This is a genomic window from Paenibacillus sp. 4624, assembly GCF_050435065.1.
Classification (GTDB): domain Bacteria; phylum Bacillota; class Bacilli; order Paenibacillales; family Paenibacillaceae; genus Paenibacillus; species Paenibacillus amylolyticus_D.
Map to the genome: position 1 here is coordinate 445929 of NZ_JBNDJR010000005.1, position 26090 is coordinate 472018.

27 protein-coding genes are annotated in these 26090 nt (G+C 42.1%); 22 read left to right on the forward strand and 5 right to left on the reverse strand.

Features of this window, described 5'->3' with window-relative positions:
* Positions 1-107: 107 nt before the first annotated feature.
* Positions 108-1301: a CynX/NimT family MFS transporter gene (locus ABIE27_RS14750; protein ID WP_161557049.1), complete on the forward strand. Its 1194-nt coding sequence runs from the start codon at positions 108-110 to the stop codon at positions 1299-1301.
* A gap of 55 nt (positions 1302-1356) precedes the next feature.
* Positions 1357-2211, forward strand: coding sequence for an NAD-dependent epimerase/dehydratase family protein (locus ABIE27_RS14755; RefSeq protein WP_429350804.1), 855 nt, complete (start codon positions 1357-1359; stop codon positions 2209-2211).
* A 147-nt stretch (positions 2212-2358) separates the two neighbouring features.
* Here ABIE27_RS14755 and ABIE27_RS14760 read toward each other — a convergent pair whose 3' ends face one another.
* Entirely contained in the window at positions 2359-2931 is a 573-nt protein-coding gene (locus tag ABIE27_RS14760) for a flavin reductase family protein (protein WP_429350805.1), read from the reverse strand.
* A 104-nt stretch (positions 2932-3035) separates the two neighbouring features.
* Complete coding sequence (locus tag ABIE27_RS14765) at positions 3036-3413, reverse strand: MerR family transcriptional regulator (protein WP_123066909.1); 378 nt, start codon at positions 3411-3413, stop codon at positions 3036-3038.
* 132 nt (positions 3414-3545) lie between these two features.
* Here ABIE27_RS14765 and ABIE27_RS14770 point away from each other — a divergent pair, with 132 nt between their 5' ends.
* Positions 3546-4517, forward strand: a complete 972-nt coding sequence (locus tag ABIE27_RS14770; RefSeq protein WP_429350806.1) for an aldo/keto reductase family protein — start codon at positions 3546-3548, stop codon at positions 4515-4517.
* Positions 4518-4758: 241 nt separating this feature from the next.
* Here ABIE27_RS14770 and ABIE27_RS14775 read toward each other — a convergent pair whose 3' ends face one another.
* Positions 4759-5418 (reverse strand): helix-turn-helix transcriptional regulator, encoded by a 660-nt coding sequence (locus ABIE27_RS14775; RefSeq protein WP_123066911.1) that lies wholly within the window; start codon positions 5416-5418, stop codon positions 4759-4761.
* Positions 5419-5582: 164 nt separating this feature from the next.
* Here ABIE27_RS14775 and ABIE27_RS14780 point away from each other — a divergent pair, with 164 nt between their 5' ends.
* The 6 genes from ABIE27_RS14780 to ABIE27_RS14805 all read left to right on the forward strand — a co-directional run bounded on the left by ABIE27_RS14780 (position 5583) and on the right by ABIE27_RS14805 (position 10324).
* Positions 5583-6941, forward strand: a complete 1359-nt coding sequence (locus tag ABIE27_RS14780) for an MFS transporter (protein WP_429350807.1) — start codon at positions 5583-5585, stop codon at positions 6939-6941.
* Between the two features lie 12 nt (positions 6942-6953).
* Positions 6954-7271 (forward strand): winged helix-turn-helix transcriptional regulator, encoded by a 318-nt coding sequence (locus ABIE27_RS14785; protein ID WP_240037225.1) that lies wholly within the window; start codon positions 6954-6956, stop codon positions 7269-7271.
* Between the two features lie 21 nt (positions 7272-7292).
* Entirely contained in the window at positions 7293-7652 is a 360-nt protein-coding gene (locus tag ABIE27_RS14790) for a HesB/IscA family protein (RefSeq protein WP_123066914.1), read from the forward strand.
* A 278-nt stretch (positions 7653-7930) separates the two neighbouring features.
* The gene (locus ABIE27_RS14795; RefSeq protein WP_123066915.1) at positions 7931-9121 is read left to right on the forward strand and encodes a glycine C-acetyltransferase; all 1191 of its coding nucleotides are present in this window, start codon (positions 7931-7933) and stop codon (positions 9119-9121) included.
* Between the two features lie 37 nt (positions 9122-9158).
* Positions 9159-10118: an L-threonine 3-dehydrogenase gene (locus ABIE27_RS14800; protein ID WP_123066916.1), complete on the forward strand. Its 960-nt coding sequence runs from the start codon at positions 9159-9161 to the stop codon at positions 10116-10118.
* Positions 10119-10192: 74 nt separating this feature from the next.
* Positions 10193-10324, forward strand: coding sequence for a hypothetical protein (locus ABIE27_RS14805; RefSeq protein WP_275670054.1), 132 nt, complete (start codon positions 10193-10195; stop codon positions 10322-10324).
* A 549-nt stretch (positions 10325-10873) separates the two neighbouring features.
* Here the strand turns inward: ABIE27_RS14805 and ABIE27_RS14810 are convergent.
* Entirely contained in the window at positions 10874-12178 is a 1305-nt protein-coding gene (locus tag ABIE27_RS14810) for a PQQ-binding-like beta-propeller repeat protein (protein ID WP_123066917.1), read from the reverse strand.
* 447 nt (positions 12179-12625) lie between these two features.
* Between ABIE27_RS14810 and ABIE27_RS14815 the strand changes: the two genes are divergently transcribed.
* The 11 genes from ABIE27_RS14815 (at position 12626) to ABIE27_RS14865 (ending at position 21361) form a co-directional block, all read left to right on the forward strand.
* Positions 12626-13621 (forward strand): glycoside hydrolase family 43 protein, encoded by a 996-nt coding sequence (locus ABIE27_RS14815; protein WP_429350808.1) that lies wholly within the window; start codon positions 12626-12628, stop codon positions 13619-13621.
* A gap of 537 nt (positions 13622-14158) precedes the next feature.
* Complete coding sequence (locus tag ABIE27_RS14820; protein WP_429350809.1) at positions 14159-15010, forward strand: hypothetical protein; 852 nt, start codon at positions 14159-14161, stop codon at positions 15008-15010.
* Positions 15011-15414: 404 nt separating this feature from the next.
* On the forward strand, positions 15415-15552 hold the full coding sequence (locus tag ABIE27_RS14825; protein ID WP_123066920.1) for a paeninodin family lasso peptide: 138 nt from the start codon (positions 15415-15417) through the stop codon (positions 15550-15552).
* Between the two features lie 493 nt (positions 15553-16045).
* A complete protein-coding gene (locus tag ABIE27_RS14830) occupies positions 16046-16558 on the forward strand; it encodes an RNA polymerase sigma factor (RefSeq protein WP_429350810.1) in 513 nt (170 codons plus the stop codon).
* Positions 16558-17442, forward strand: coding sequence for a DUF3298 domain-containing protein (locus ABIE27_RS14835; protein ID WP_123066922.1), 885 nt, complete (start codon positions 16558-16560; stop codon positions 17440-17442). The genes ABIE27_RS14830 and ABIE27_RS14835 overlap by 1 nt, the downstream gene beginning before the upstream one ends.
* Before the next feature lie 182 nt (positions 17443-17624).
* Positions 17625-18737: a stalk domain-containing protein gene (locus ABIE27_RS14840; RefSeq protein ID WP_429350811.1), complete on the forward strand. Its 1113-nt coding sequence runs from the start codon at positions 17625-17627 to the stop codon at positions 18735-18737.
* Positions 18738-19015: 278 nt separating this feature from the next.
* Positions 19016-19111, forward strand: coding sequence for a sigma factor-like helix-turn-helix DNA-binding protein (locus ABIE27_RS14845; protein WP_275670055.1), 96 nt, complete (start codon positions 19016-19018; stop codon positions 19109-19111).
* 241 nt (positions 19112-19352) lie between these two features.
* Positions 19353-20246, forward strand: coding sequence for a polysaccharide deacetylase family protein (locus ABIE27_RS14850; RefSeq protein ID WP_429350812.1), 894 nt, complete (start codon positions 19353-19355; stop codon positions 20244-20246).
* Between the two features lie 39 nt (positions 20247-20285).
* Complete coding sequence (locus tag ABIE27_RS14855) at positions 20286-20534, forward strand: hypothetical protein (RefSeq protein WP_429350813.1); 249 nt, start codon at positions 20286-20288, stop codon at positions 20532-20534.
* An 82-nt stretch (positions 20535-20616) separates the two neighbouring features.
* Entirely contained in the window at positions 20617-20838 is a 222-nt protein-coding gene (locus ABIE27_RS14860; protein WP_429350814.1) for a YkyA family protein, read from the forward strand.
* A 376-nt stretch (positions 20839-21214) separates the two neighbouring features.
* Positions 21215-21361 carry a paeninodin family lasso peptide gene (locus tag ABIE27_RS14865; protein ID WP_429350815.1) on the forward strand — a complete coding sequence of 49 codons (147 nt, stop codon included), beginning with the start codon at positions 21215-21217 and terminating at the stop codon, positions 21359-21361.
* 1759 nt (positions 21362-23120) lie between these two features.
* Here ABIE27_RS14865 and ABIE27_RS14870 read toward each other — a convergent pair.
* Positions 23121-23363, reverse strand: a complete 243-nt coding sequence (locus tag ABIE27_RS14870) for a hypothetical protein (RefSeq protein WP_429350816.1) — start codon at positions 23361-23363, stop codon at positions 23121-23123.
* Positions 23364-23748: 385 nt separating this feature from the next.
* Here ABIE27_RS14870 and ABIE27_RS14875 point away from each other — a divergent pair, with 385 nt between their 5' ends.
* Both ABIE27_RS14875 and ABIE27_RS14880 read left to right on the forward strand, forming a co-directional pair.
* Positions 23749-25086, forward strand: a complete 1338-nt coding sequence (locus tag ABIE27_RS14875; protein WP_429350817.1) for an ABC transporter substrate-binding protein — start codon at positions 23749-23751, stop codon at positions 25084-25086.
* An 84-nt stretch (positions 25087-25170) separates the two neighbouring features.
* Positions 25171-26067 carry a carbohydrate ABC transporter permease gene (locus ABIE27_RS14880; protein WP_429350818.1) on the forward strand — a complete coding sequence of 299 codons (897 nt, stop codon included), beginning with the start codon at positions 25171-25173 and terminating at the stop codon, positions 26065-26067.
* Positions 26068-26090: the final 23 nt, after the last annotated feature.

Consider the following 26090-nt stretch of genomic DNA (forward strand, 5'->3'; position numbering starts at 1 on the left):
TCCTATAGAAAGAAGCGAATTGTATGAGAAAACATAGGAGCAACACCCTTAGAGCACCAACAATGAACACAGCACCTGAGAGTATACCTCCGATACCCATTATACCCATGGACAAAGATTACCAATTGCATCGTTGGTTATGCGTTATAGCACTTTTTATGGCATCTCTGAATCTAAGACCTGTTGTATCATCTATTGCTCCTGTCTTGGGAAGCATCCAACATGACCTTGACCTAAGCGGTGCTGTATCCAGCCTGCTTGTATCTATTCCGGTGTTATGCATGGGGATACTTGCTCCGTTCTCTGTAAAATTGAGTGAAAAATGGGGAATTGAGAAGGTCATTACCTTTTCCTTAACGCTGATTGGGGGGAGCACACTTTTACGCCTATTTATCCATTCCGCTTCGTTGTTATTTTTCACTACATTGTTATCTGGTGTAGGTATTGCTATGATGGGACCCTTGTTATCCGGCTTTATCAAAAAGCATATGGCTGACAGAGCACCCTCCATGATTGCAATCTATTCTATGGCTCTAGCATTAGGTGCGGCACTTGGTTCAAGCCTTACTTCACCCTTGAATTGGAAGCTTCATTCGTGGCAAATGTCATTATCGTTCTGGGGGATGCCTGTGATTCTCGCTTTGCCTCTATGGCTTAGTGTGCTAAAGCAACATCCTTCTAGCTCTAAACCGAATTCAACCGTTGCATACAAAAAATCGTTAGAACTACCTTGGCAAAAGGAAAAAGCATGGATTCTAGCTGTGCAATTCGGAATGTTATCCCTTGTATTTTATTCCCTTTTAGGTTGGCTTCCCTTAATCCTTATTGGAGCAGGTGCTTCCAAACTTCATGCCGGGCTTATGGTTACTTTGTTCGCATTGATACAAATTCCAAGTGGTGCCATTGTGCAACAGTTACTTAAAAGCCATCCATCAAGAAGAAACTGGCTCATCGTATCCTCCATAATGCAAGCTGCTGGTCTGTTGCTGATTTTCTTTTCTACTTATTTATGGCTTGCTGTGTTTATTTGTGGTTTGGGATCGGGTATGTTGTTTGCACTGCTCAATTTGCTTCCGGTTGAACTGACTACTTCGCCTGAAGAGGCGGCCTCATGGGCGGCTATGACGCAGTGCATAGGCTTTCTAATTGGAGCATCAGGCCCATTCTTAACAGGCTATCTGCATGATCGTACGGGTCATTTTAATGAAGGAATATTGGTCATGGTATTGATCTCTACAGCGATGGGAATTCTATCCTTAACTATGATGTCTAAAGAAGATTCATTGATTTTATCAAAATAAAGTATGCGAAATTTCAAAATAATAAATTGTAAACAGAACCTGGAGGTCTATTTCTATGAAAATTTTTGTAGCTGGTGCAAGTGGTGTTATTGGGAGATTGTTGCTGCTGCAGCTCGTACAAGCTGGACACGAAGTTGTTGGCATGACGCGGAAAGAAGAGCAGAAAGAAGCCATCGAGCAAACAGGAGCCAAAGCCGTGCTTGCCGATGTGTTTAATCGAGAGCAAATGGTGGATATTCTAATGGAAATTAAACCTGATGTTGTAATTCATCAACTTACCTCATTAAGTCAAGGCAGCTCAGCAGAAAATGCACGCATACGTATTGAAGGAACCCGCAATTTGGTAGACGCAGCTAAACAGGCGAAGGTACAAAAAATGATTGCACAGAGTATCTCATGGGCCTATGAGCCTGGCACAACCCCTGCGACGGAAGAAACCGCATTGGACATCTATGCACCTATGCCTAGAAATACAACCATTAACGGTGTTGTGGCCCTGGAGGAAGCTGTAAAAGAAATTCCTGCGCATGTCATTTTACGATATGGTACTTTGTATGGACCTGCAACTTGGTATGCTAAAAATGGGGATACCGCACAAAAGATCATGAATCAAGAAATGAACGCTACGGACGGGGTGTCTTCATTTGTTCATGTCGAAGATGCCGCAAATGCTGCTTTGCTGGCGCTCGATTGGCCGATCGGCACGTATAACATCGTCGATGATGAACCCGCCAAGGGAGTAGACTGGCTCCCTGTATATGCTCGAGCTTTGGGTGCATCGGCACCAGACATTCAATCGGGAGGAAGTCCGTGGGAGAGAGGGGCCTCGAACGACAAAGTCAAAAACGAATGCGGGTGGGTTCTAGAATATCCTACATGGAGAACAGGCTTTGCTAAGTCGCTGCGGTAACTTTCTCGATATGAGCATGGCGACCCAGTATCATGAAAAACTCGTAAAAATCCAGAATGATGAACGGAGTCCCCAAAAGGGGACTCTTTCTATTTAGTTCTATTCAGAGGATTTAGATCTACTTTGATCTATTAAGAGGATTTAGATCTACTTTGATCTATTAAGATACAATGGATGGTTCTTTTCCGGGCTTTCGTGATTTAGTATTTTGTAGGTTGATTGGCCTGCATATAATGGAATCTCAAGCTTTGAGAAGTCGGGGAGTCCATTCTCTAAAAAACATTGCTCATCTCTATACCGCTGTACAATTTCTCCTGCGATCCACTCATGGTCGCCAAAGCTTGTAATGCTCAACGTACGGCATTCGTATGCAAAGTAGGCATCCGTGAGAACAGGTATATCGACTTGTAGTCCTTCCTCATACTCAATATTGAATTCCTTGAATTTGTCCAAATCTCTCCCACTGTATGTTCCAACGGCTTGAATTATTTCTGAACAATGTGCAGGCAAAAAGTGTACACCGAATGCTCCGCTTTGCTTAATTAATGTATAGGTATAGGTTTCTTTGCGAAGCGATATACCATATATTCCTGGTGAAGAGCCGATGTACGTGTGCCATCCAGAAGCCATAATATTTTGTCGCCCCTCATGACGCGCAGTCACTATTGCAACCATTCCGGGGTATGAGTACCATGATTCGTCTTGGATCGGTTGTCGCATGAAAATCACTCCTCGTAAAAATATTTTCAACAGGGTTGGAGGTTATAATTAGAGTAGCAGAGCCAAATTTGAAAGGAACATCAAGCTGGTAAACATCAACCGTATTATTTGGTATCGATATGGAAGATGCCTATCTCATTATAATGTTCTAGCTTATAATCAATGACATCAAGGCTACAGTTCAACATCTCCATTTGCTTCATAATATTTTGCCGATGTTGCTGCAGCATTTCTTTCCTCTGTTCACTAGTACTTGAACCTTCCAGACAGAGCAGCATGAATGCTTTTATATTCTCAAGTGGCATACCACTGTCTCTCAGACAACGTACTAATTCCAGCCAACATATATCCATCTCGGAATATTTACGAGTACCGTATTCCGTCTTTTTCAACAAAGGCATAAGACCTGCCCGATCATAGAACCGCAAAGTGGAAGCAGGCAATTGAGTACGTTCCGCGACTTGTTTAATCGTAAATTCCAAGCATATCTTCCTTTCAAAAAAGGGTTGAAGGCCTTGACTTAAACCTAAGTTTAACCACTATCCTAAGATAGTACAATAGAGCGTTTACAATTATAGGCTCTAGTCCAACCAATCTCATAAGGAGTGATTCAGTTGAAATACAGAAGACTGGGTAGAAGTGGATTGAAGGTTAGCGAAATCGGATTGGGGAGCTGGCTGACCTATGGATCGGCCATTTCAGAGGAGGCAGCTCGTGCATGTATGCACAAAGCATACGAACTCGGCATTAACTTTTTTGATACATCGAATTCGTATGCAGGTGCTGAAGAGGTTATGGGAAGTACGTTGAAGCCGTATTCACGTAGTAGTTATGTCCTTGCTACAAAGTTGTTTTTCCCACAAGGATCGGGACCGAATGAACGTGGATTGTCCCGCAAGCACATCGTCGAGCAGTGTGAGGCAAGCTTAAAGCGGTTGGGTACAGATTACATTGACTTATATCAATGTCATCGTTTTGATTCCGAAACTCCTGTTGATGAGACGCTTCGAGCATTGGATGATCTGCAAGCGCAAGGCAAAATTTTATATGCAGGTGTCAGTGAATGGACGGCCGCACAGATTGCGGAAGCATCTGGAATCAGCAAACGTCTGAATTTGCGTCCGTTAATTTCCAATCAGCCAATATACAATATGTTTGAGCGTTATATCGAGAGAGAAGGTGTGATTAAGCAATGCGAGCAGGAAGGGCTGGGGCTCATCGTGTTCTCTCCACTAGCACAGGGTGTGCTCACGGGCAAATATAAACCGGGGCAACAAATCCCAGAAGGCACACGGGCTGCGAATGATCAAACGAATGGTGTCATCAACAGTTATTTACGTGAGGACGTGCTCCAATGCACTTTACAGCTGTCGGAAATTGCTAATGAACTCGGAGCAACCTTGTCCCAATTCGCATTAGCTTGGATTCTGCGTCAACCCGTAGTAAGCTCTGCCATCATTGGCTCCAGCAGACCCGCGCAGATTGAAGAGAATCTCAAAGCGGTTGAGCTTCAGCTTACACCTGATATTATCTCGGAAACGGAAAACATTCTGTCTTCCATCAGCCATTTTGCGCCACTGCGATAATAACAATAACCATCTACTTTCCAAGTAAAAAGAAACGGTAGTGCTATACTGTATGGGGACAATGATACCTATGCGCCTGAAGAGATCACGGCTGCAACATTATTTACACCATACCCGATCCAAAGAAATGGTCGAAAACTTTAGGAAGTTTATGAATGAGATAAAATAAAAATAAAAGAGATCAACAAGTACTGATGTGAAGTAAACAAAAGAGCAATCTCTATTGAGGTTGCTCTTTTCTTCATGGCTTATGTTGCCTGACGGTGTATACGCATTTTGTTCCTCCTGTTAAAAGGTACTCCCCCCGTTCAATATGAACATTATTGCCTAGAACCGTTTTAAATAAATGTAATTCATTCTTGCATAACCCGGTACATACCGCCGCCGCCTCACAGATTGGGCAATGCTTCTCAATGAGTAGGAGGCTGCCATCATCCTGCGCCTCAACCTCGGCCATATAACCTTCATTTGTTCGAATCTCGGCCAGTTTCTCCAATTTCTCTCTAACATTTGATGCATCGCCAAGATGCTGAAGATATTTTTCTTGCATATTTTTATTTCGAACATCCAGCAGCTTGTCCAGCCCTTCATTACCAAAAGCTTCTTTCATCGAATTAATGAGACTGACGGATAAATCGGAATAGCCGCTTGGGAAAAAACGATTAGCCGCGGGAGTTAATATCCATAGCTTGGTGGGTCGACCCATGGGACGGGCCTCTTCCACATTCGTAACTAATCCTTCTTCTTTCAGCGCATTCAAATGTTGACGAACAGCCATTCCAGACAACGAAAATTGAGAGGAGAGTGCCACAACATCCATGCCACCTCGCTCCTTTAACAGATCAATGATCGCTCTTCGAGTACTGGTGGAGACATCTTTTTTGACTTGATTTCGGCTCATAGTGCATCTCCTTTTGAAGCAACTAAATTTACCTCACTCACTACATTTTAAACAAAAATGTTGACAAAGTCAAAGTGGAACTGTAGCTTAACATTATAAACAAAAATGTTTACTAAGTATCCGGATACGAGTATACATACCATTTTTCTTGGAGGTCACATTTCATGTCGTCTAATCATCAAGGTATTTTCAGCCCACGTTATTTTGCACTTTCCATAGGAATCATCTTGTCAGTGATGGCCGTTGGATTCGAAGGTCTATCCGTAACCACCATAGCTCCTTCGATTGCTGGAGACTTAAACGGTCTTAGTCTGTTCGGGTGGATATTCAGTACGTATCTGCTTGCGCAGATTATCGGAACGCTGGTCGTCGGTCGGATCATAGATAAAAAAGGACCTGCAGCACCGTTTACCGTTGCGCTTCTGTTGTTTATCGTAGGACTGATTGCTGCCGCAACAGCAAGCGATATGTATATCATGATAGGATCACGGGCTCTGCAGGGTTTGGGTGCCGGAGCTATGATGACTTGTGTATACACGGCAATATCCTTAAGTTACCCGGATGAGTTACGCGCCAAAATACTTGGAGCATTTGGTACAGCTTATGTTCTGCCGTCCATGCTTGGTCCATATGTAGCAGGTCTTATAGCAGATCAGTGGTCCTGGCGGTTTGTTTTCTGGGGGATCCTACCTGTGCTGGTTGTTTCAGCATTTCTTAGTTTACCCGCTTTCAGGAAATTGAAAGTGCAGAATACGGGAGGGGATAGCGGATCTTCATCCACTTGGATGGCGTTACTCTTAACGATGGGTACAGGGATTTTCCTGGTTGGTCTAAGTAGGCTTCCGAGCATTGTGGGATTTGTTTTAGTCACAATTGGTTTTGTATTTATGGTATTTCCTCTCCGTAAATTGCTACCGAAGGGAACGCTTACGTTGCGCAGAGGTATGCCAGCTATTCTGGCAACACGTGGGTTGTTCTTCGCAGCCTATACCAGCACTCAGAATTTCTTGGTACTGGCTCTAATCGACGTGAAAGGAATTACACCTTCGCAGGCCGGATTAATTGTAGCCAGTGCTGCATTAAGTTGGTGTATCATTGCGTATCTGCAAGGACGGTGGGATGCGGCAGATCAGGGCCGTGGACGTCATATGAGAATTTTTATTGGGGTATTACTGCTTGCGACAGGGATTGCCATCGTATTTTGGGTACCCGTTGTGACCGTTACCATTGCAGTTATTGGTCAGATCATCGCAGGAGTCGGTATCGGATTGGCACATCCGATTAGCGGTGTTGTCGCATTTTCCCAAACGGGGGAAGAAGGCGTGGGCCAAACCTCAGCAAATCTGCAATTCGCAGATTCTTTTACACCTGGCGTAGTGATCGGCATCGGTGGTTCCATCCTTGTCGTGTGCCAGGCTGGCGGAATGTCACTTCAATCCGGCTTAATTGTAGCCATGGGTTTCCATCTCTTGTTGATTGTCATGAGTATCATTGCCAGCACTCGGATCTCACCACGCCGATGAATAAGAAAGTGGGTGTACAAACCATTGTTCACTGAAGATTCGAATAAACTATTTACGGCTTATCGTATCATCGGAACGAAATGGACGATCCATATTTTATGTGCTCTGTCTCAAGGCCCAAAGAGATTCGGAGAAATTTTCGAAAGTATTCCTTCCATTTCCGAAATGATCCTCTCCAGACGTTTGAAGGGTCTTCAACATGATCATTTGGTCAAAAGAACAATACTGGAACATCCTACACAAATTATGTATGAACTTACACCCAAAGGAGCTGCTCTTGCTACATTCATCCCCTGTCTAATGGACTGGGATACAAGATTTTCAAAATGATACCATCAGGGAGGAATGAAGATGATCATCGAGGTCAGTGATGCAGCATCGGACAGAATTATCGAAATTTTATCAAGTGCGGATATCCAAGATGCTTTCCTTAGAGTAGGCGCTGTTGAAGGGGGATGCAGTGGTTTATCTTATACCCTTGTCGTGGATGATCAGCAGGCAGAAGAAGACATTATATTAAATAAAAAGCAATTCAGGATATTGGTTCACGCGAACAGTATTCCATATATCGATGGTCTTGAGATTGATTATGAAGAAAGCGGAATGTTAGGCGGATTCACCATGAATAATCCAAATGCCAAAGTTTCGTGTGGATGCGGAGCCAGTTTCAGAATGGCCAATTATCGTGGCGATGTGAAAAAATGTGAGTGAACTGAAGCAAGGAGTTTGTAGCTATGGAAATGGCTGCACATAAAGTTACCGAGCAACAAAAGATATAAACAAAAATATAGCAGCGATTGCTTCCGGGAATTGGGGAGCAATCGCTATGTTTATTTGCGGATTTTTTTGTCAATTCGTCCTCCATATGTGTACAAAAAACAAAAAAGATGCTACATTGAAATCAGAAAAAATCCTTTTATAACAAGGTTTTTTAAGTATAATTAGTTGTCTCCTGTACGAGGACATACGTATATCGAGGAGGGAATGGAATGTCAAGTCAAGCATTGGACCAATTTTTAAATTCTAACATCGAAGATCTAAAGACTAAAGGTCTATATAACGTCATCGATACGCTACAGGGTGCAAATGGTCCTGTTATTCGTATCGACGGAAAGTCTCTAATCAACTTGTCTTCTAATAACTATTTGGGACTGGCAACAGATTACCGCCTGATCGACGCTTCAGTTAAGGCAGCGCAGACATACGGGGCTGGCGCAGGAGCTGTGAGAACAATTAATGGTACGATGGATCTTCATGTTGAGCTTGAAGAAAAACTCGCCCGTTTCAAAAAAACGGAAGCCGTTATCGTGTATCAATCCGGATTTAACTGCAATATGGCTGCTATATCCGCGGTAATGGACCAGCATGATGCGATTTTATCAGATGAGCTGAACCACGCTTCAATTATTGATGGCTGCCGCTTGTCGAGAGCCAAGGTGATCCGCTTTAAACATTCGGACATGAATGATTTAAGACAGCAGGCGAAAGAGGCCAAGGAATCCGGTCAGTATCATAAAATTATGGTCATCACCGACGGGGTTTTCTCCATGGATGGTGATATCGCAAAGCTGCCCGAAATCGTGAAAATAGCAGAAGAATTCGATTTGATTACTTATGTGGATGATGCCCACGGTTCGGGCGTTCTCGGAGCAGGTGCGGGAACCGTGAAGCATTTTGGATTGTCCGACCGCATCGACTTTCAAATTGGTACTCTTTCCAAGGCGATCGGCGTTGTTGGCGGTTATGTCGCGGGTAAAAAACAACTGATCGAATGGTTGAAGTTGAGAAGCCGTCCGTTTTTGTTCTCGACATCGCTGCCACCGGCTGTAATCGCTTCTTGTAGCGCTTCTGTCGACATTTTGATGAATGACAAAGAACTGATCGAGAAGCTGTGGGAGAACGGCAATCATTTGAAAAATGGCTTGAGTCGGCTTGGATATGATGTAGGCCAAAGCGAAACACCGATCACACCTTGTATCATTGGCGATGAAGTAACCACCCAACAGTTTAGCAAACGGCTCTATGAAGAAGGCGTTTACGCCAAGGCAATCCTGTTCCCTACGGTTCCGAAAGGAACCGGAAGAATACGCAACATGCCGACAGCTGCCCATTCCAAGGAGATGCTGGATCAGGTGATCTCCGTTTATGAGAAAGTTGGCAAAGAAATGAAGCTGATTTAGTTGAACCTATGGGAGTCTATTTCGGGAGGAATGTCTTATGAAAAAGATATTGGTGACCGGAGCACTGGGCCAAATCGGTTCTGAGTTAGTTGTTAAATTACGTGAAAATTATGGTGAGGACCACGTCGTTGCTACGGATCTCAGATCATCATCCCACGAAATTACCCGAACCGGGCCATTCGAGCTGCTGGACGTGACGAATGCTAAGGCGATGTTCGAAATCGCCAAGCGATACGAAGTGGATACCGTCATCCATTTGGCTGCGCTGCTGTCGGCTACCGCAGAGGAGAAACCGTTGCTTGCCTGGAATTTGAATATGGGCGGATTGATGAATGCACTTGAAGTATCCAGGGAGCTCAGTTGCCAATTTTTCACCCCAAGCTCGATTGGATCTTTTGGCCCTTCGACTCCGAGAGACAATACCCCGCAGGATACGATCCAGAGGCCCAATACGATGTACGGCGTGAACAAGGTGTCCGGCGAACTGCTTTGTGATTATTATTTTTACAAATACGGTCTGGATACCAGGGGGCTGCGATTCCCGGGTTTGATATCTTATATGACGCCTCCCGGCGGAGGAACGACGGATTACGCGGTGGAAATTTACTATGCAGCTGTAACAACTGGCCGGTATACATCTTATATTGCCAAGAACTCTAACATGGACATGATGTATATGCCGGATGCCTTGAATGCTATCATTGATTTAATGGAAGCGGATTCATCCCGGTTGATACACCGAAACTCATTTAATGTCACCGCAATGAGCGTGGATCCGGAGGCGATCGCTGCAGCGATTCGGGAAGAGATTCCCGGCTTTATCCTCGATTATGATATTGATCCGAAGAGACAGGCAATTGCCGATAGCTGGCCGCATTCCATTGATGCGACGGCAGCGAAAACAGAATGGGGATTTCATACCCGCTACGACTTGAAGGCCATGACGAAGGATATGCTTTCACACCTAAGCGATAGAGAAATGCTTCGCAAAGCTTAAAGTAATGTTGGATTCGGTGTGCTAAGCGATTATAAATACAAAGAAGCTGTGCCACGAGGTAACAAGTCTCTAAAATGGTAGTTGAAATTACAAAAAAAGAAGTCGTTATTTTATCGACTTTTTTATCAATACAAGTCCTTGTATTGAGCCAAGGACTTGTATTGATTGCCGGAATTGACATGAATATAAATTCAATTGCCGATTAGATGGATGTTAAATCATTTAGCTCATCACTTATAAACGAATTAAGTACCGTAATACATAATAATATTGGTGTATAAACTACACGATGAAAAGATGTAACATAAGCGGTCAGTATAATAACAGATCGAAACATCAGTTCCGCACTACCTTTTAAGAAAATAACTAGATCTTGCACATATTATCTATTTAATTTGTGTGAGAACCACTTTACTGTTGGATCAGTACACTCGTTACACCAATCTATTCTTATGGTTCATCAGAAGGAGACTTTGAGCTATCGCTTCCCATTGGATTTTTATTGATTTTAATTATATTTATCAAACCGAGAGAGATACCATCCATCAAAAATGAAGGCGAGTCTTCTAGGGCTTTCCATAGCGCTATACCAGCTAATTCTTCAATATGTTGGATAGATGCATTGATGGGGGATTACGAGTATTAACCCGATTGCTAATATGAAATAACCTAATAAAAAAACGACGTATGCCTAGCTCTTATCAAGGAGCGAGGTCATACGTCATTATTCAGGTGAATGTGCAAGCTTGCATAGGTTATTTTAAAACGTATTTGGTGATCGTTTCACCCATGTGAATATAGAATGTGTTTTCATCGTGAAAACGAATATCAGCTTGGTGAAAAAGAGCGTCATCGAGTTCAAGGGTGTTTTTTACTTTTAATGTCCGCGAATCTAGAATGTAGTAGACTGCCTTCTTAGGCTCTGGCTTAGTTGAATCATACCAGGCTTGTGATTTATCAGTGGCTCCGAAGACGATACTGTAATCGTTGAGTTGTTGTAGCAATCCTTGTGCAGGTAAATCATCAAATGTCTTGGTCGCTATCAATTGATTGTTAGTATTGTACAAACTAAGCTTATTTTTTTCTTGAATCAAGTAGTTATTTCCTAAGGATACATATATAGAATCGTACATGCCGTGGGCGTATGTTGTGCCGTACACGGCATCTTGTGCTGGCTTAGGCAATCTTCTGGTCCATTTTTCTTCCCCGTTAGACTTGTAGCCGTGTAAAGTTTCTACTTTCGTCTTAGCATCATATATTGGAACAATCACAGTGCCACCGCTTAACACTTCAAAGTCAGCATGCACAATATTGACATGATCTTGTGGTTGGACAGCAGTAACAACCTTTTTACCAGTGGATATGGAATAGATATCAATGGTCGTCGTGCTTCTCGGTGCATTAGAATTGATCAATCCGACGTAGTTGCCCTGAATATGACGCATGTGACCAGGAAACTCCGTTTTGATAAGCTGCTTGCCTTCCTGGTTGTAAATTGTGATTACGCTAGTGTCTTTGGTGAACGTAACTACTGCTATACGTCCGTCTTCCAGTATATTGAATTGAAAATGCTCTTTGAATGTTTTGACCCAACGTTGCTTGTTATTGGAATCCAGGGCAATTAATTTGTATACCTTTTTGTTACCAGACATTACCTCATCATAATAGTAGACATTACCTTCCTCATCCAAGTCAAAAGAATTATAGCGCATAGGTGAGTCATGAATCCATTTTTGTTTTCCTGTTTTATCATCTATCGCGAGTATTGAATTTACAGCTTTAGATTTGCCGGCAGAACGAGCTGTTTTATACAAGAATGTATATGCGGTTTCTAGATTAGTCAGTTCTGACACAATAGGAAAAACGACTCTCCCAGTGTAATAATTGTTCTTACTATGTATTTGTGTGGTCGTATCGGACGGTACATGATATGTCCATTCTGGCTTAGGAAGTAGCTTATAACCCGCAGCAGATATGGTCATGTTGGTTGAGACTAAAGGAATCGTAAGAAGAGCGGTTAAAGTCGTCATTAAAAATGTACGTTGAATGATTTTTCTCATGGTATAAGTTACTCCTATTCTGGTTGTACTGGTAGCTATAGACTATAAATCTATAAATGCTACATTCAACTTGTTACATGCATCCTCCTAGTTAGTATGACTCTCAATTTAGATTTTTTACATAAAAGTTACAGGAAGAAAAGGGGGAAATGCGGATGGAATAACACAATCGCTACAGATATTTTTACATTCCTCCTTACTTTTGGTTAAAACAACCTTTCAAGTATAACATATGATTATGAATCATCTACACTTAGTTGGACGAAGCAGTAAAGTTAGAAATTGTACATTTTTTCGGGGAAGACCTTTAGTATGTATATTGGAAAAAACAAGCGGGGAGTGTACAATTACATCAGATATGTAAGCGCTTGCTTTGTTTGAAAAGGTCGGAGACAGTATATGTATCCGTCCTGAATTCTATTATTCCAATACCAAAGGAGATGCATTATGAATCAACAACAACCACCTAAGCCGCACCAGCCGCTCGTAACCCACATCTTCACTGCGGACCCGTCCGCTCATGTCTACGAAGGCAAAATCTACATCTATCCTTCCCATGACCTCGATCATGACGAGCCGAGCAACGATAACGGCGACCAGTATAAAATGGAAGACTATCATGTCCTCTCAATGGACAACTTCGATTCCCCGGTGGTCGATCATGGCGAAGCATTGCATCTGAGAGATATTCCCTGGGCCTCCAAGCAACTCTGGGCACCGGATGCCGCTTATAAGAACAATACCTATTACCTGTTCTTCCCCGCACGGGACCATGACGGTATCTTCCGTCTAGGTGTGGCAACATCAGAGTCTCCGGCAGGCCCTTTTACGCCGCAGCCGAATTATATGGAAGGCAGCTTCAGTATCGATCCGGCCGTACTGGTGGATGACGACAATCAGTCATACATCTATTTCGGCGGACTCTGGGGTGGTCAGTTGGAGAAATGGCAGACTGGCAGCTTCCTGCCAGATGCAGAAGGACCGGCTCCTGACCAGCCGGCGCTTGGACCGCAAGTTGCACTGCTTAGCGACGACATGCTGTCCTTCCAGGGCAAGCCTGCCGAGATATCGATTGTCGATGAAGACGGGAATCCAATTCTGGCCGGGGATGAGGACCGGAGATATTTTGAAGGCCCATGGATGCATAAATATAACGGCTACTACTACCTGTCCTACTCTACAGGAACCACGCATAAGCTCGTATATGCGATCGGCAAGAACCCCATGGGACCATTCACGTTTAAGGGCGAGATTCTCTCTCCGGTTATCGGCTGGACAACCCACCACTCCATTGTGAAAGTTGAAGACAAGTGGTATCTGTTCTATCACGACAGCTCCCTGTCGGAAGGCGTCAACCACAAGCGTTGTGTTAAATATTCCGAGTTAAAATACAACGAAGACGGAACGATCCAGAAGATCAATCCTTATCCGGATGCCGAGTAAGCTGGCAGGTTAGCGGGAACAGATCAGATTACAAGATAAGGTATAACATGAAGCAGCTCCTGACGGGGCTGCTTTTTTGATAGGAGGATCCATTATGTCACTCAAACGTACATCAGATCAACATATCGAATAACTATCTTATAAATTAAGGATTCGAATTAATTCGATATTATTGAAGGGTTTATTCGATGAACATATAGTCATAAAATAGAGATGCGGTGCACACGAATTGCTTACGTTTCATTGTATTTTTACATTTCCAATGGTAAAATCAGTCATGAGATGCATACAAAGGAGCATAAACCTTATCATGTGGATTAACCTGTAAAGATTAACAAATTAAAATAGGCCTTTAAAAGTAACAGCCTTTTATTTGGCATTTTTTTAATTATTCTTACAGGGTATGCAGGTCAAGTTGTTTTATAAACCTATTCCCCGGATAACTTTTGGTATTCGTTTTTTTATTTTATTGTGAAAACGCATCTCAAATCGCTTCGAACCTGCTTATCCTCCAAATTCTTGAATGGAGGAAATCTTATGACACCTAAGTTGATTTTGATTGAGGGAATACCAGGCTTCGGGAAAACAACAACTGCTCAATTGGTCCATGAAATTCTAACGGATATGAACATTAAAACTCAGCTTTATTTGGAAGGGAACTTGGATCATCCTGCTGACTACGATGGAGTAGCTTGTTTTAAGAAAAAGGAATACGATGAATTGTTAAATAACCATGAAAAATTTAGAGATTTATTAAATAATTGTATAATTAATGAAGGCAACCATTATTTCCTTGAATATCAAAAAATGATAAATGAGGGTGCGACCAAGATTCCAAATGAGTTGCTAGATGTAATTTTAAAAAACGATGTTTATGAATTAACACTAGATTACAACAAGGAACTAATTACAGAACGATGGAAGCAGTTTACTAAGCGTGCGTTGAGTGGTTCAGACACTTACATTTTTGATTGTTGCTTTATGCAAAATCCTATAACAATAGGAATGATCAAATATGGCGCTATGAACGAAGATGTTACTAGCTATATCAGAGAACTGGAAAAAATTGTAGAAGGACTAAAACCCTTATTGATTTATGTTGAACAGAATGATCTTGAGCATTCCTTTAGAAAAGCGTTTAAGGAAAGACCTAAAGAATGGTCAGAGGGTTTTATTGAATATTATACAAATCAAGGGTATGGAAAAAAATTTGGTTACATTGGGCTAGAGGGAACTCTTCAGGTTCTTAAGGCAAGAAGAGAATTGGAAAAGGATATTTTTAACAACATAAATATAGCTAAGGAAACGGCAAACAATTCTTCATATGATTTGAATGTTTATAAGCAAGTTTTAGTGAAGATTTTAACAGAACATTTCGGCTTAACCTAACTTATTAAAATGTCTTACTAGATTTAATATTGAATGTAAGGATAACCGTGCTCAATAAAAAAAATTAATGAGGCAGCCGATCTATGATGGGTTGCCTTTTTTCATGCAATCGATCGACTGATGTTTGAGGGACAAGAACATGTTCCCATTTCCGATTAGATAGATGTCTAAATAAAAAAAGCTATAATAGAGGCGAGCGGGCTTTAACTTGGGTAATCAGTAGCGCTAAAGGGAAATACTTAACCCTAAGAAAGGGATGAAATAGCTTGTTTACTTAGATACGTATTGTGTCTTATAATCCTCATAAAGATACAATACGTATCTTTAAAGAGTTTGTATTGTGCAAGTAATGTGAGGGTGCTCGCATCTTGGTTCCAGTTTTTGTAGAAAGGAGGGGACGACCGATGGAAACGAAAAATGCGCCTTGGCTGGCACCGAAATTAGAGGTGCTGGAAGTGCAACAAACGATGGGTGGCCCTGGATTCAGGCAAATTGATTGGATCTCCGAACATGATGCAGACCTATATGATCCAGAGTCCTGATGATCATACTTCAAGTTGAAAATCGTATTGTTGCTCAAAAGGTCGCCTGTGGGCGGCCTTTTTGATTTAAGGAACCAAGTTCTTGTCCTTGGCTTGGGACAAGAACTTGGTCCGATTACCGAAATAGACAAGAACACGCTCCTATCTCCGATTGGAAAAGTATCTAAGCTTGGAGGTGAGTCTCTTTATGAGTGATTAAATAGACAAGGGGCTTCAAAGCTAGAAGGTATTTACTGCAGGAATGAAACAAGCTGACCAATAATCTGGTCAGCTTGTTTCATTAAGGAAATTTATTCGTTTAATTCGATCAACAAAATTCTATTTTCTGTAGTAACACCTATGATTTCTTATCTTTTATAGCCTTGTATAAATCACATAGTGGCTGAATTTTTTTATTGCAAATCAAACTTTTTAAACAACTCGCCCGTCTTGCTTCCGTAAGACAATTGCAATTGATGGTTACCCGCGCGGGCCCAAAGGAGTGTCTGATTAGATGAGAGTCGGCCGGAAGCTGGAAAAGCTTCTAATCCAATGCATCACCGATAACCAAGAAAGTGCGTATCGACTGGCCTACAGCTATGTCCGCAACAAAGAGGATGCCCTCGACATCGTGCAGGATGCCATCCACAAAGCTTTCATGTCCATTGAAAACCTGAAGAATACGGGTTCACTAAAAAGCTGGTTTTTCCGGATCGTTGTAACAACGTCCTTGGATTTCATACGAAAACAGAAAAAAATCCAAATCATGGACGAAGAAAAACTGGAGGTTGTGCTGCCACGCAGTCAAGACCGTTATGCCGACCTGGATCTGGCAAGATCACTGGATGAGTTGCCGGACAAATACCGGATCTTGATTATCCTTCGCTTTTTTGAAGATATGAAGATCGAAGATATTGCCGAAGTGCTTAACGAGAATCTCAATACCGTGAAAACAAGGCTCTATCAAGGACTACAGAAGCTTCGGGTGAACATGAGCGAGGAAGCTCAAGAGGAGGAGAGACGATAATGGATGATAAGCTGAATAGGATGAAGCAAGAGTATGATTCCATTCCTATTCCCGATGAATTAAATGAGATGGTGAACAGAACGATCGCCTCCCGGCGAACAAAAACAAAGGCCATGCCCTGGATCGTAAGCACTGCGGCTGCCTGCATCCTGCTGTCTGTCAGCGTAAACGCCAGCCCGGCCTTCGCCAAGGCCTTGTCTGAAGTGCCGGTGCTTGGGCAGATTGTCAAGGTGATCACTATCCGGGAATATGCCGAACAGAACGAAAACACCGATGTGCATCTTAAAACGCCCGGCATTGCCGGCACCGGCGATCCTGGACTGGAACAGTCCCTAAACACCAAATATTTGGAGGAAAACAAGAAGCTGTACGAGGGCTTCAAGGATGAAGTGACCCAGCTAGAAAAAAGCGGGGGAGGGCATCTCGGGCTGGAAAGCGGCTATGAAGTCGTCACCGATACGGATCGGCTGCTGACCCTCTCTCGTTATGTCGTTGAATCAGCCGGAACCTCCGCTGAATCCCGCAAATACGATACGATCGATAAAGTCAACCATATCGTCATCACGCTGCCGAGCCTCTTCAGCGATGAACGCTATATTCAAGTGATTAGCGACAATATTAAAGAGCAAATGCGTCAGCAGATGAAGGACGACCCAAGCAAGGTTTACTGGGTTCAGCAGCCTGGAAGCGAGGCGGATATGCCGGAGGATGATCTGTTCCGCAGCATCGCCAAGGACCAGAATTTCTACATTAATCAGGACGGCAAGCTGGTCATCAGCTTCAATGAATATGACGTAGCGCCTGGCTACATGGGCGTTGCCCAGTTTACGATTCCGACGGAGGGCATTCAGGACTTGCTCGTCAGCAACGAGTATGTCCAATAAGAGCCGTTTTGCACCTAGCAATTGCTCCTTAACGCACTGTGAAGGGTCGCATTTCGGATATTAGCCACATGAGCCCCACGTAAGAGAGCAGCAAATCGCATCGGACGAGCCCGCTAGGTAATGATCCGAATGTAACAAGGACTGTACGACTAAATCTATTTAATCACCAGGAGGTAATCACGATGAAAACGATGCAATATACAACAAAATGGACCAAAACCTTAGCCGTCGCCGGCTTGGCAGGCATTCTGATGGTGTCCGCTTCCGGGCTTTCTTCCGCACATGCACAGGTCCAATCCGCTTCCGGCAACGGACAGATTACGGCTCCCGTGCTTGCCACGAAGATGGTTACAAGCAAGAAACTCCACTCATCTGAGAAATGGCTGAAGGCAGATGTCACCATTCCCGTATTCCAAGGACTCGCAGACACCAAATATCAGGATCAGCTAAACGATATTATTGAATCCCATGCCTCCAAGGATCTTGCAAAATGGGAAAAAGCCGCCGCTGAAGCAGCCACCTCGGCCAAAAAGAATGGCTACACCATGCATCCCTACCAGCTGTTGATCCAATATGAGCTGACATCGGACGGCTCGGACAACGGCCTAGTCTCCCTTAAAATCACCACGGAGGGGACCAGAATGAACAATCCAGAGACACTTGTGGATACGTACAACTTCACGAATGAAGCCGAGGCGAAGCGCGTAGCGCTTGAAGATCTGTTCGGGAGTAAGTACCCTTCCATTCTGGATGCGCATATTAAATCCGCAATCGCTGCAGACCAAGAGCTTTATTTTAAAGGGGAGGACGGATTTCAGGGTGTACATCCCGAGCAGAGCTTTTACGTGAAGGACGGGCATGCATACATCGTGTTCCAAAAATACAGCATCGCTCCGGGATCGACAGGCACGCCTGAATTTGCCGTGAAGCTCCCGGACCAGAAAGACGTACACAGAGCTGTCCAAGCGATCATTCCTTCCAGCAAGCATTACATCGGCAAAGACGGTAAGCTAATGGTGCCTTTAGCCAGCGTGCTGCGCCAGATGAATTTCGACGTTACCTGGAATGGCAAAAGCAAAACCGCCGACATTACCAAAGGAGCCCTCTGGAGCTCCATCAGCTTGAACAAGGACAGCTATTCTCTTGGAAAAAATGCTCCCCGCAAGCTCGGGGCGGTACCGGAAATGAAAAATGGATACGTCTACGTGCCGCTGGAATTCCTGTCCGATATTCTGAATTTGAAGGTCATCCAAGACAAGCAGGGTCAGATCACGATCTCCAACGCAGAAAATTAAAAACGCGCTTTCCTCCTATTCTGTCCGCCCTCATATTCGATCACAGCAAAGACCGCCCGCAAGAATTTGCGCCAGCGGTCTTTTTTTTTCTTGTTGGGGGCTTGTGACCCGCCCAATCACAGATAAGATCATAGTGGCTGAAATTTCTTATTGCAAAATCAAACTTTCCGAACAACTCCCCCGTCTTGCTTCCGTAAGACTATTGCAATTGATGGTTACCCGCGCGGACTCAGAGGAGTGTCTGATTAGATAAGAGCCGGCCGGATAAATATCCGATTTTGCTTATCCTCCGCTTTTTTGAAGATATGAAGATCGAAGAAATTGCCGAAGTGCTTAACGAGAATCTGAGTACCGTGAAACCAAGGCTCTATTAAGGACTGCAGAAGCTTCGTGTGAACATGAGCGAGGAAGACCAAGAGGAGGAGAGACGATAATGCATGACAAGCTGAATAGGATAAAGCAGGAGTATGATTCCATTCCTATTCCCGACGAATTAAATGAGATGGTGAACAGAACGATCCCCTCCCGGCGAACTTTTCTATTAATCTTATGTAAGAACAAGTTCAAAGATTAATAGTTAGCATAAATTACGAGATGATAGGACGTGGACAGGTTTTGAAATCACATCAAGAATCAACAAAAGTGTACGGAAGTGCAATTCGCGGTGGAAGTCACAAAAGTAGAAGGAAAATTCGTTATGGAAAGTTAAGTTTGGTACTTATGGGTTTGATTCTCCTTGTCATGGGGATTACGTATGCATTCAGCGGTATGACACATTGGATAAAGACGATGGTTGAACCGCCGCCCATTTCTGTTATTAAAGAGCCTGTTCAATTAGGGTTCATACAGGGTTCGCCAGACTCAAAAGAGCAACCGACGAGATTTTTGGGTCAAGTTAGCAAAGTGGTATATATTACATTTGATGATGGCCCTAGCAAATACACGGAGCAATTGCTGGACATTATGAACCAGTATGAAGCTAAAGCTACTTTTTTTATGGTTGGAGAGAATCTGAATCACTACCCGGAAGCGGTGAAACGTTTGGTGAAAGAAGGCAGTTATCCCGGGCTGCATAGTATGACACATAGTTATAAAAAGTTATATAAGAGCGGCAGCTCAGACAACTTTTTGAATGAATTTAAAGAAGTACAAAATAAGGTCGAAGCTTTGATTGGATTTACACCACATCTGATACGTGCGCCTTATGGAAGCAGCCCACAGATTGGTGAGGCATTTAGAGGGGATATCGCGGCAGCAGGGTTTAAAATGTGGGACTGGACAACTGACTCACTTGACTGGAACCTTCCCGGCCAGCCCAATAAAATTATATCCCGGATACAAAGAGGCGCACACCGAGATATAGAAGTTATTCTGATGCATGAACGGAAACAGACTGTAGAAGCTCTGCCACAAATTTTAAAACTACTGAGAGCAAAAGGCTATGAGTTTGAGGTTTACAATCCGAATGAGCATATGGTTGTTAATTTCAGCCACGATCCTCGCTTGTAATTCAACTTAGATAAACTAACCGTAAAAGAGGGAAAAACCGTGAACATTATAAGTAAAAAACGGATATATGCTGTTCTCATTACCTTATTACTTCTCCTACTTAACGGATGTGGAGAGCCTCAGGAGCCTGCGGTCAATCAGATTAATCATTTAGCTCAAGATAGTCAGGCGATCGAGAAAGGTCTGGAGTCCCTTTCAAATCATGAACAAGAAGATATGAAATTATACAATGTTATTCTGAGTCAAGGGAGGGAGAAAAAGAGTAACGTAACAGGGTTGCACTGCTGAAACTTTCGTTTGAAAAAGAAAAAACACTTTCTCTCGCGGAAAAATCTCTCGAACAATATGAGTCAAGAACCAAACACTTCAGATGTTTATTGAAGCTTATGGATTGGGTTTGGATGCTGAAGAGCAAGTGTACGGATCTATGAGAGGGCGTACTAAAACAGATCTTAAAGAAATCAAACTTGCTATTAAAAAGAGAAATGCTCTATATGACAAATTGAGTGAAATACAAGAAAAGTTCAACTTACTGACCCAGACATTTAACAATACTCAAGAGCAGCTTATGAAGCAAAGCCAAGAAAGATGAGCGAAATTAAGATCGATAACTCCCATGCTAGATCATGAACCGATGGGTAGAATGGGTACAAGTTAATGTTCACAGCCAAGGACTAGTACTTGTACCCATTGCCGGAATTGACAAGAACATAGTCCGATTACCGATTAGATATATGTCTAAATAAAAAAGCTATCTAGAGGTGAGTGAGCTTTAACTTGGGTAGTAGCGCTACAGGGAAATACTTAACCCATAGAAAGGGATGAAATAGGTTGTTTACTTCGATACGAAATGTGTCTTATAATTACATAAAGATACATTTCGTATCTTAAAAAGTTTATTTTAACGCAATTAATGTAAGGTTATTCGCATCTCGGTACCAGTTTTTGTAGAAAGGAGGGGACGACCGATGGAAACGAAAAAAGCGCCTTGGTTGGCACCAAAATTAGAAGTTCTGGATGTGCGGCAGCAAACGATGGCTGGCCGTGGATACAAGCAAGTTGATTGGATTTCCGAACATGATGCAGACCTATATAATCCAGCGTCCTCAAGTTGAAAATCCTATTCTTGCTTAAAAGGTCGCCTGTGGGCGGCTTTTTCGCTGCTAAGATGAGGGACAAAAATATGTTTCAATTTCATATACATAAGCAATTTCAACAAAATCATGGTGATGCATCATCGTAAACGGCTCTTCTTTTATCAGCTTCAAGTGCACGGGGGTGAAGAAGTCAATAAATTACTCTTCTCTAAATGCGATTGAATTGTGCATGATCAGATTCCCTCCGCTTCGTAAGTCATTTGGTAGAAAGCATTGGTTACGGAAAGTATATATGTATTTTTTGATGCATTAAACTATATATTTGATTCATTTGTTATGTTAGAACAGGTTCTACACCATTTATAGCGTTGTGAGAGGGGAGTGATCATTTTGAATACTTCTAAACAAATGATGTCTCAACATTCCAATGGTCTTTTTAGTACACTTGGAATTTATGGCGTCCAAGGAGTCTTTATTATTCTGTTCTTGTTATTAAGCCCTATCTACTATTAAGGGGCTACCAAGTAAAGTAACCTATCTGCCAGGGCATGAAAAGCTTCAACAACACTAATCTATACTCAACAATGCAGAGCAATACGGAGAGAGGATAAAAGTGATTTATCTAGTGATTAAAGTGTTTAGAAGATACTGACTTGTTAACATTACCCTTCGTATTGAGTGATAATGAAGCAGTTGGTATTTAGAATTTATTTTAATGTTCTTAGGATGACTAACAATTCTACGATTAATATTGCTCGTTAATCACAAAGGCCGCTGATCCACCTGTTTCTAATCACTCCAGGCTCATCGTAGTGACTATTCTCAAGTTTTGGTTTTAACCTCCAAAAACCCTTTTCCCACTGTGAATTATCGGGTTCAATATATTGAAGTCCGCTAATTACAGAATCAATATCAGAAGGGGAGAGATCGATGAGTTCTTTTTTATGGAATAGTGCTGTAAAGCCATGTTCAATAGAAATTCTACAGTTTTGTTAAAATTAAGGGAATAGTATGAATGCCCATCTTTAGCATGGTCATGTAGAATCTGAGGTATAGGAAGACCTACATATGAATGGAGGTCCTCTATCTCTTTAGGATAAATCGATTCAAACGAGTGATTTTGTTCATCATAGATCTCATATAGAAATCCCGTAGGATCGCCATTCCAACAAACTTTCTAAGAAGATCGTATATATCTCGTGAAAATGCTTTTTAACAAAAAAAATTGTATTTAGATCATCCGTGGTTAGTGCATATTTAGTATCGATATACGTATTAAGCCAATATATCTCCGTATTAAATAAATCTACCGAAGCTTTAACCTCCAATGCCCCTTCCCAACTTTCATATTTTTCGATGTATCGCAATTGATCTAATGTTCTGTTCATTGTTCACCTCATAATTAATCTTTATTGAACATAAAGCTTTCTCATTAAGAACTAATATCCTCCATGCCAAGTAGGCAGACAGAATCAGTGTTTTCTTGTCACTCTGTATTTTTAACAAAAAAAGAGCAGGTAGCTATTAAAGATGCAACATGAAGTCCAGCTTTATATATGTAGCTTGGGTCATAGACACAAAAATCGATATACCTAACGTAATTCTCAGCACTTGAGCAGACGACTGACTAAATTTTATATGCTTGGAAGTAAAATATAGGATATTCTACATATAACACTAAAAAGAAGAATTGTACCGGGACAGGAACATAGTCCCATGAAAGTCGCTATTTTAGCGGCTTTTTTTATTTTATCAGTACCAACAAGTTCTTGGTCAGTCATGATTTGTCAGTGGACAAGAACATTGTTTCATTTCGGATTAGGTAATTGCTGATGACTCTTGGATAACAAATGGATACAGCTTTATACGCACCGCCGTACTTGTCGGATGTAATGGTGTACGTCTCAATGTTGCGCAGATAGCGGTCGATGAACACACACGGGAATTTGTCGAGCGACAGACGCAGTAATGATTCGTTATACTTCTCATCTTCTGTTGCAAAAAAGATCAGCCCCTTCACACCGAGCTCCGTTAGTGTACGAATGACGTTTGATTCGATAGAGGAGGACGCGCTGCATGGGGATGGCGAGAAATTGATGCTAGTAACAACAAGACTAGAAGAGACGAATGAGCCTTTGTCTTGTACGCATATAATTAATCCTTCGTCAGCTAGTAGCGTTAAGGTGTTCCTATAATATTTTCTTGAATTTGTTTGTAGAGCGCCAGCTTTTTCAAAGAGTAGCATCTCCCCATAAACTTTATGATTTTATAATCAGTTGGTTATATAAAGCTTATTTCATATATATTATAGTACGGCACGTAAAGCGCTTACTGCTTAAATTAACAGAACTAACTAGTCAGCCGACTTTTCAAATGCATAACAAAAGAGAGAGGATGACGAACAAATGAAAAAACGCAGTGCTTTAATCTCCATCGTTACACTCCTTATTATGTCACTTGTTTTTACTGCATGTGGTAATCCTTCTGGTTCGAAAACGGAAACACAGCAATTAGGCGCTAATGCCGGTGAGAATGCAACAGAATTATCATTTTGGACATTCGTAGATTTGCACGGCAAGCATTTGGATAAAATGCTGGGGTTATGGAACCAACAGAACCCAGACAAACAGATTAAGTTGAATGTAACGGTTATGCCTTACGATGATATGCACAACAAGCTCTTATTGGCAGTTACAAGCGGAAAAGGTGCTCCTGATATCGCGGATATCGAGCTAGGTAAATTCCCGAAATTCTTGGAAGGTGACAACGTTCCCCTGGAATCTTTGAATGATGTATATGCACCATACAAAGACACTGTTGTTCCTTCACGGGTCGAGATTTACTCCAAAGCCGATCAGGTTTATGGCTTTGATTATCACGTAGGTGCTACGCTTGCTTTTTACAACACTGAAATTCTCGAACAAGCAGGTGTTGACTATAAGACCATCAAAACGTGGGAAGATTACAAACAAGCAGGTATCCAGGTTTACGAAAAGACTGGCAAGTACTTAGGTACTGCTGATACGTCAGCTTCATTCCAAGCATCGCTGCTACTAGCTCAGCAAAATGCTGATTTTACAGATGAAAATGGTAATCCAAAAGTGAATTCGCCTGAAATGATTAAAGCGCTTGAAATGTTAGTCGATCTGCAGAAGAACAATGTTATTCATACGATCCCTGGCGGACAACCCGACACAGAAGAAGCAAAAGGCGAATATAACAAAGGCAACTACGCAAGTGCATTAATGCCTGAGTGGTACATGTCCCGCTTTGTAAACGAAATGAAAGACCTTAAAGGGAAGTATGCAATTGCTCCATTGCCTGTATTCGAAGAAGGTAATCCTCGTTCCGTTGGCTTAGGCGGTACTGGCACAGTGGTTACTAAAAATGGTAAAGACGTTCAGTTGGCAAAAGAATTTGTAGCCTTTGCTAAGCTTTCGAAAGAAGCTACTACTGAAATCTGGAATACACTTGGATTTGACCCAATCAACATGGAAGTATGGAAAGATGACGCAGTTACGAAAAACCCTGAAAATGAATACGTCCAATACTTTAAAACAAATGCATTTGATACTTTGAATGAAATCAAGGACGAAATTAGAGCGATAAAGTCCGTTAAAGCTTCACCAACCATCGGCAATATATTCAATACAGTTACTTTAAATGCGATCTTTGAAGATGGCCAAGACGTGAAGGAAGCGTTGGATGAAGCACAAGCAGCAATTGAACAAGAATTGAAATAAATATAATAAGTAAATGATTCGATTAAACCTGTTGGCAGGTATAGTGGTCGGCAGGTTTAACCATAGTCAAGGGAGATTGAGAATATGATAAAGAAATTTGTATACTCTCAAAAAGTTGCGCCTTATGTTTTTGTATTGCCATTTATACTCATATTTTTGATCTTCTGGTTGTATCCGCTTGTAAATTCATTCGTAATGAGTTTTCAAGATCGGATGCTGGGACAGGATCCTAAATGGATTGGTGAAGCGAATTATTCGAAATTGCTTACAGATAAAGTGTTTTTGATATCTATTAAAAATAGCGTTGTGTACATGTTAGGAACTTTAGTGCTGTTGATTCCCTTTCCCATGTTATTTGCCGTTATGATCAACAGTAAGTTAATGATGGGAAGAGAGTTTTTTAAATCTTCATTCTTTCTCCCTGCATTGACATCTGTTGCAGTTGCGGGGACCATTTTCCGTCTTACATTCGGTGAAATGGAAGGTTCATTAATGAACAGTTTCCTGGGTCTATTTGGCGTAGAGCCTATTAAATTTTTGAAAGACGGAGCATGGAGTATGGCGGCACTGTTAATCCTCGCATGTTGGAGATGGACGGGCGTTAATATACTTTACTATCTATCCGGTTTGAAAAGCATTGACAATGAATATTATGAGGCTGCTTCAATTGATGGGGCATCTGCTTGGCAGAAGTTTAGAATGATCACAATGCCATTATTGAAGCCGACCACGGTATATGTTACCACAATTAGTGTTTATGCAGGTTTAGCCATGTTTACCGAGAGCCTGATGATGTTTAACGGTAACAAATCACCCCAAAATATTGGTTTAACCATTGTTGGATACCTATATAGACAAGGGATTGAGCAGAATAAGCTGGGTTACGCAGCTGCGGTTGGTATCATTCTGTTAGTCATTGCTATGGTTATCAATTTAACGCAGTTGAAATTTAGTGGAATGTTCAAAAAGGAGGAGGATTAAAGTGGGCAGAAGTCAGACGCGGA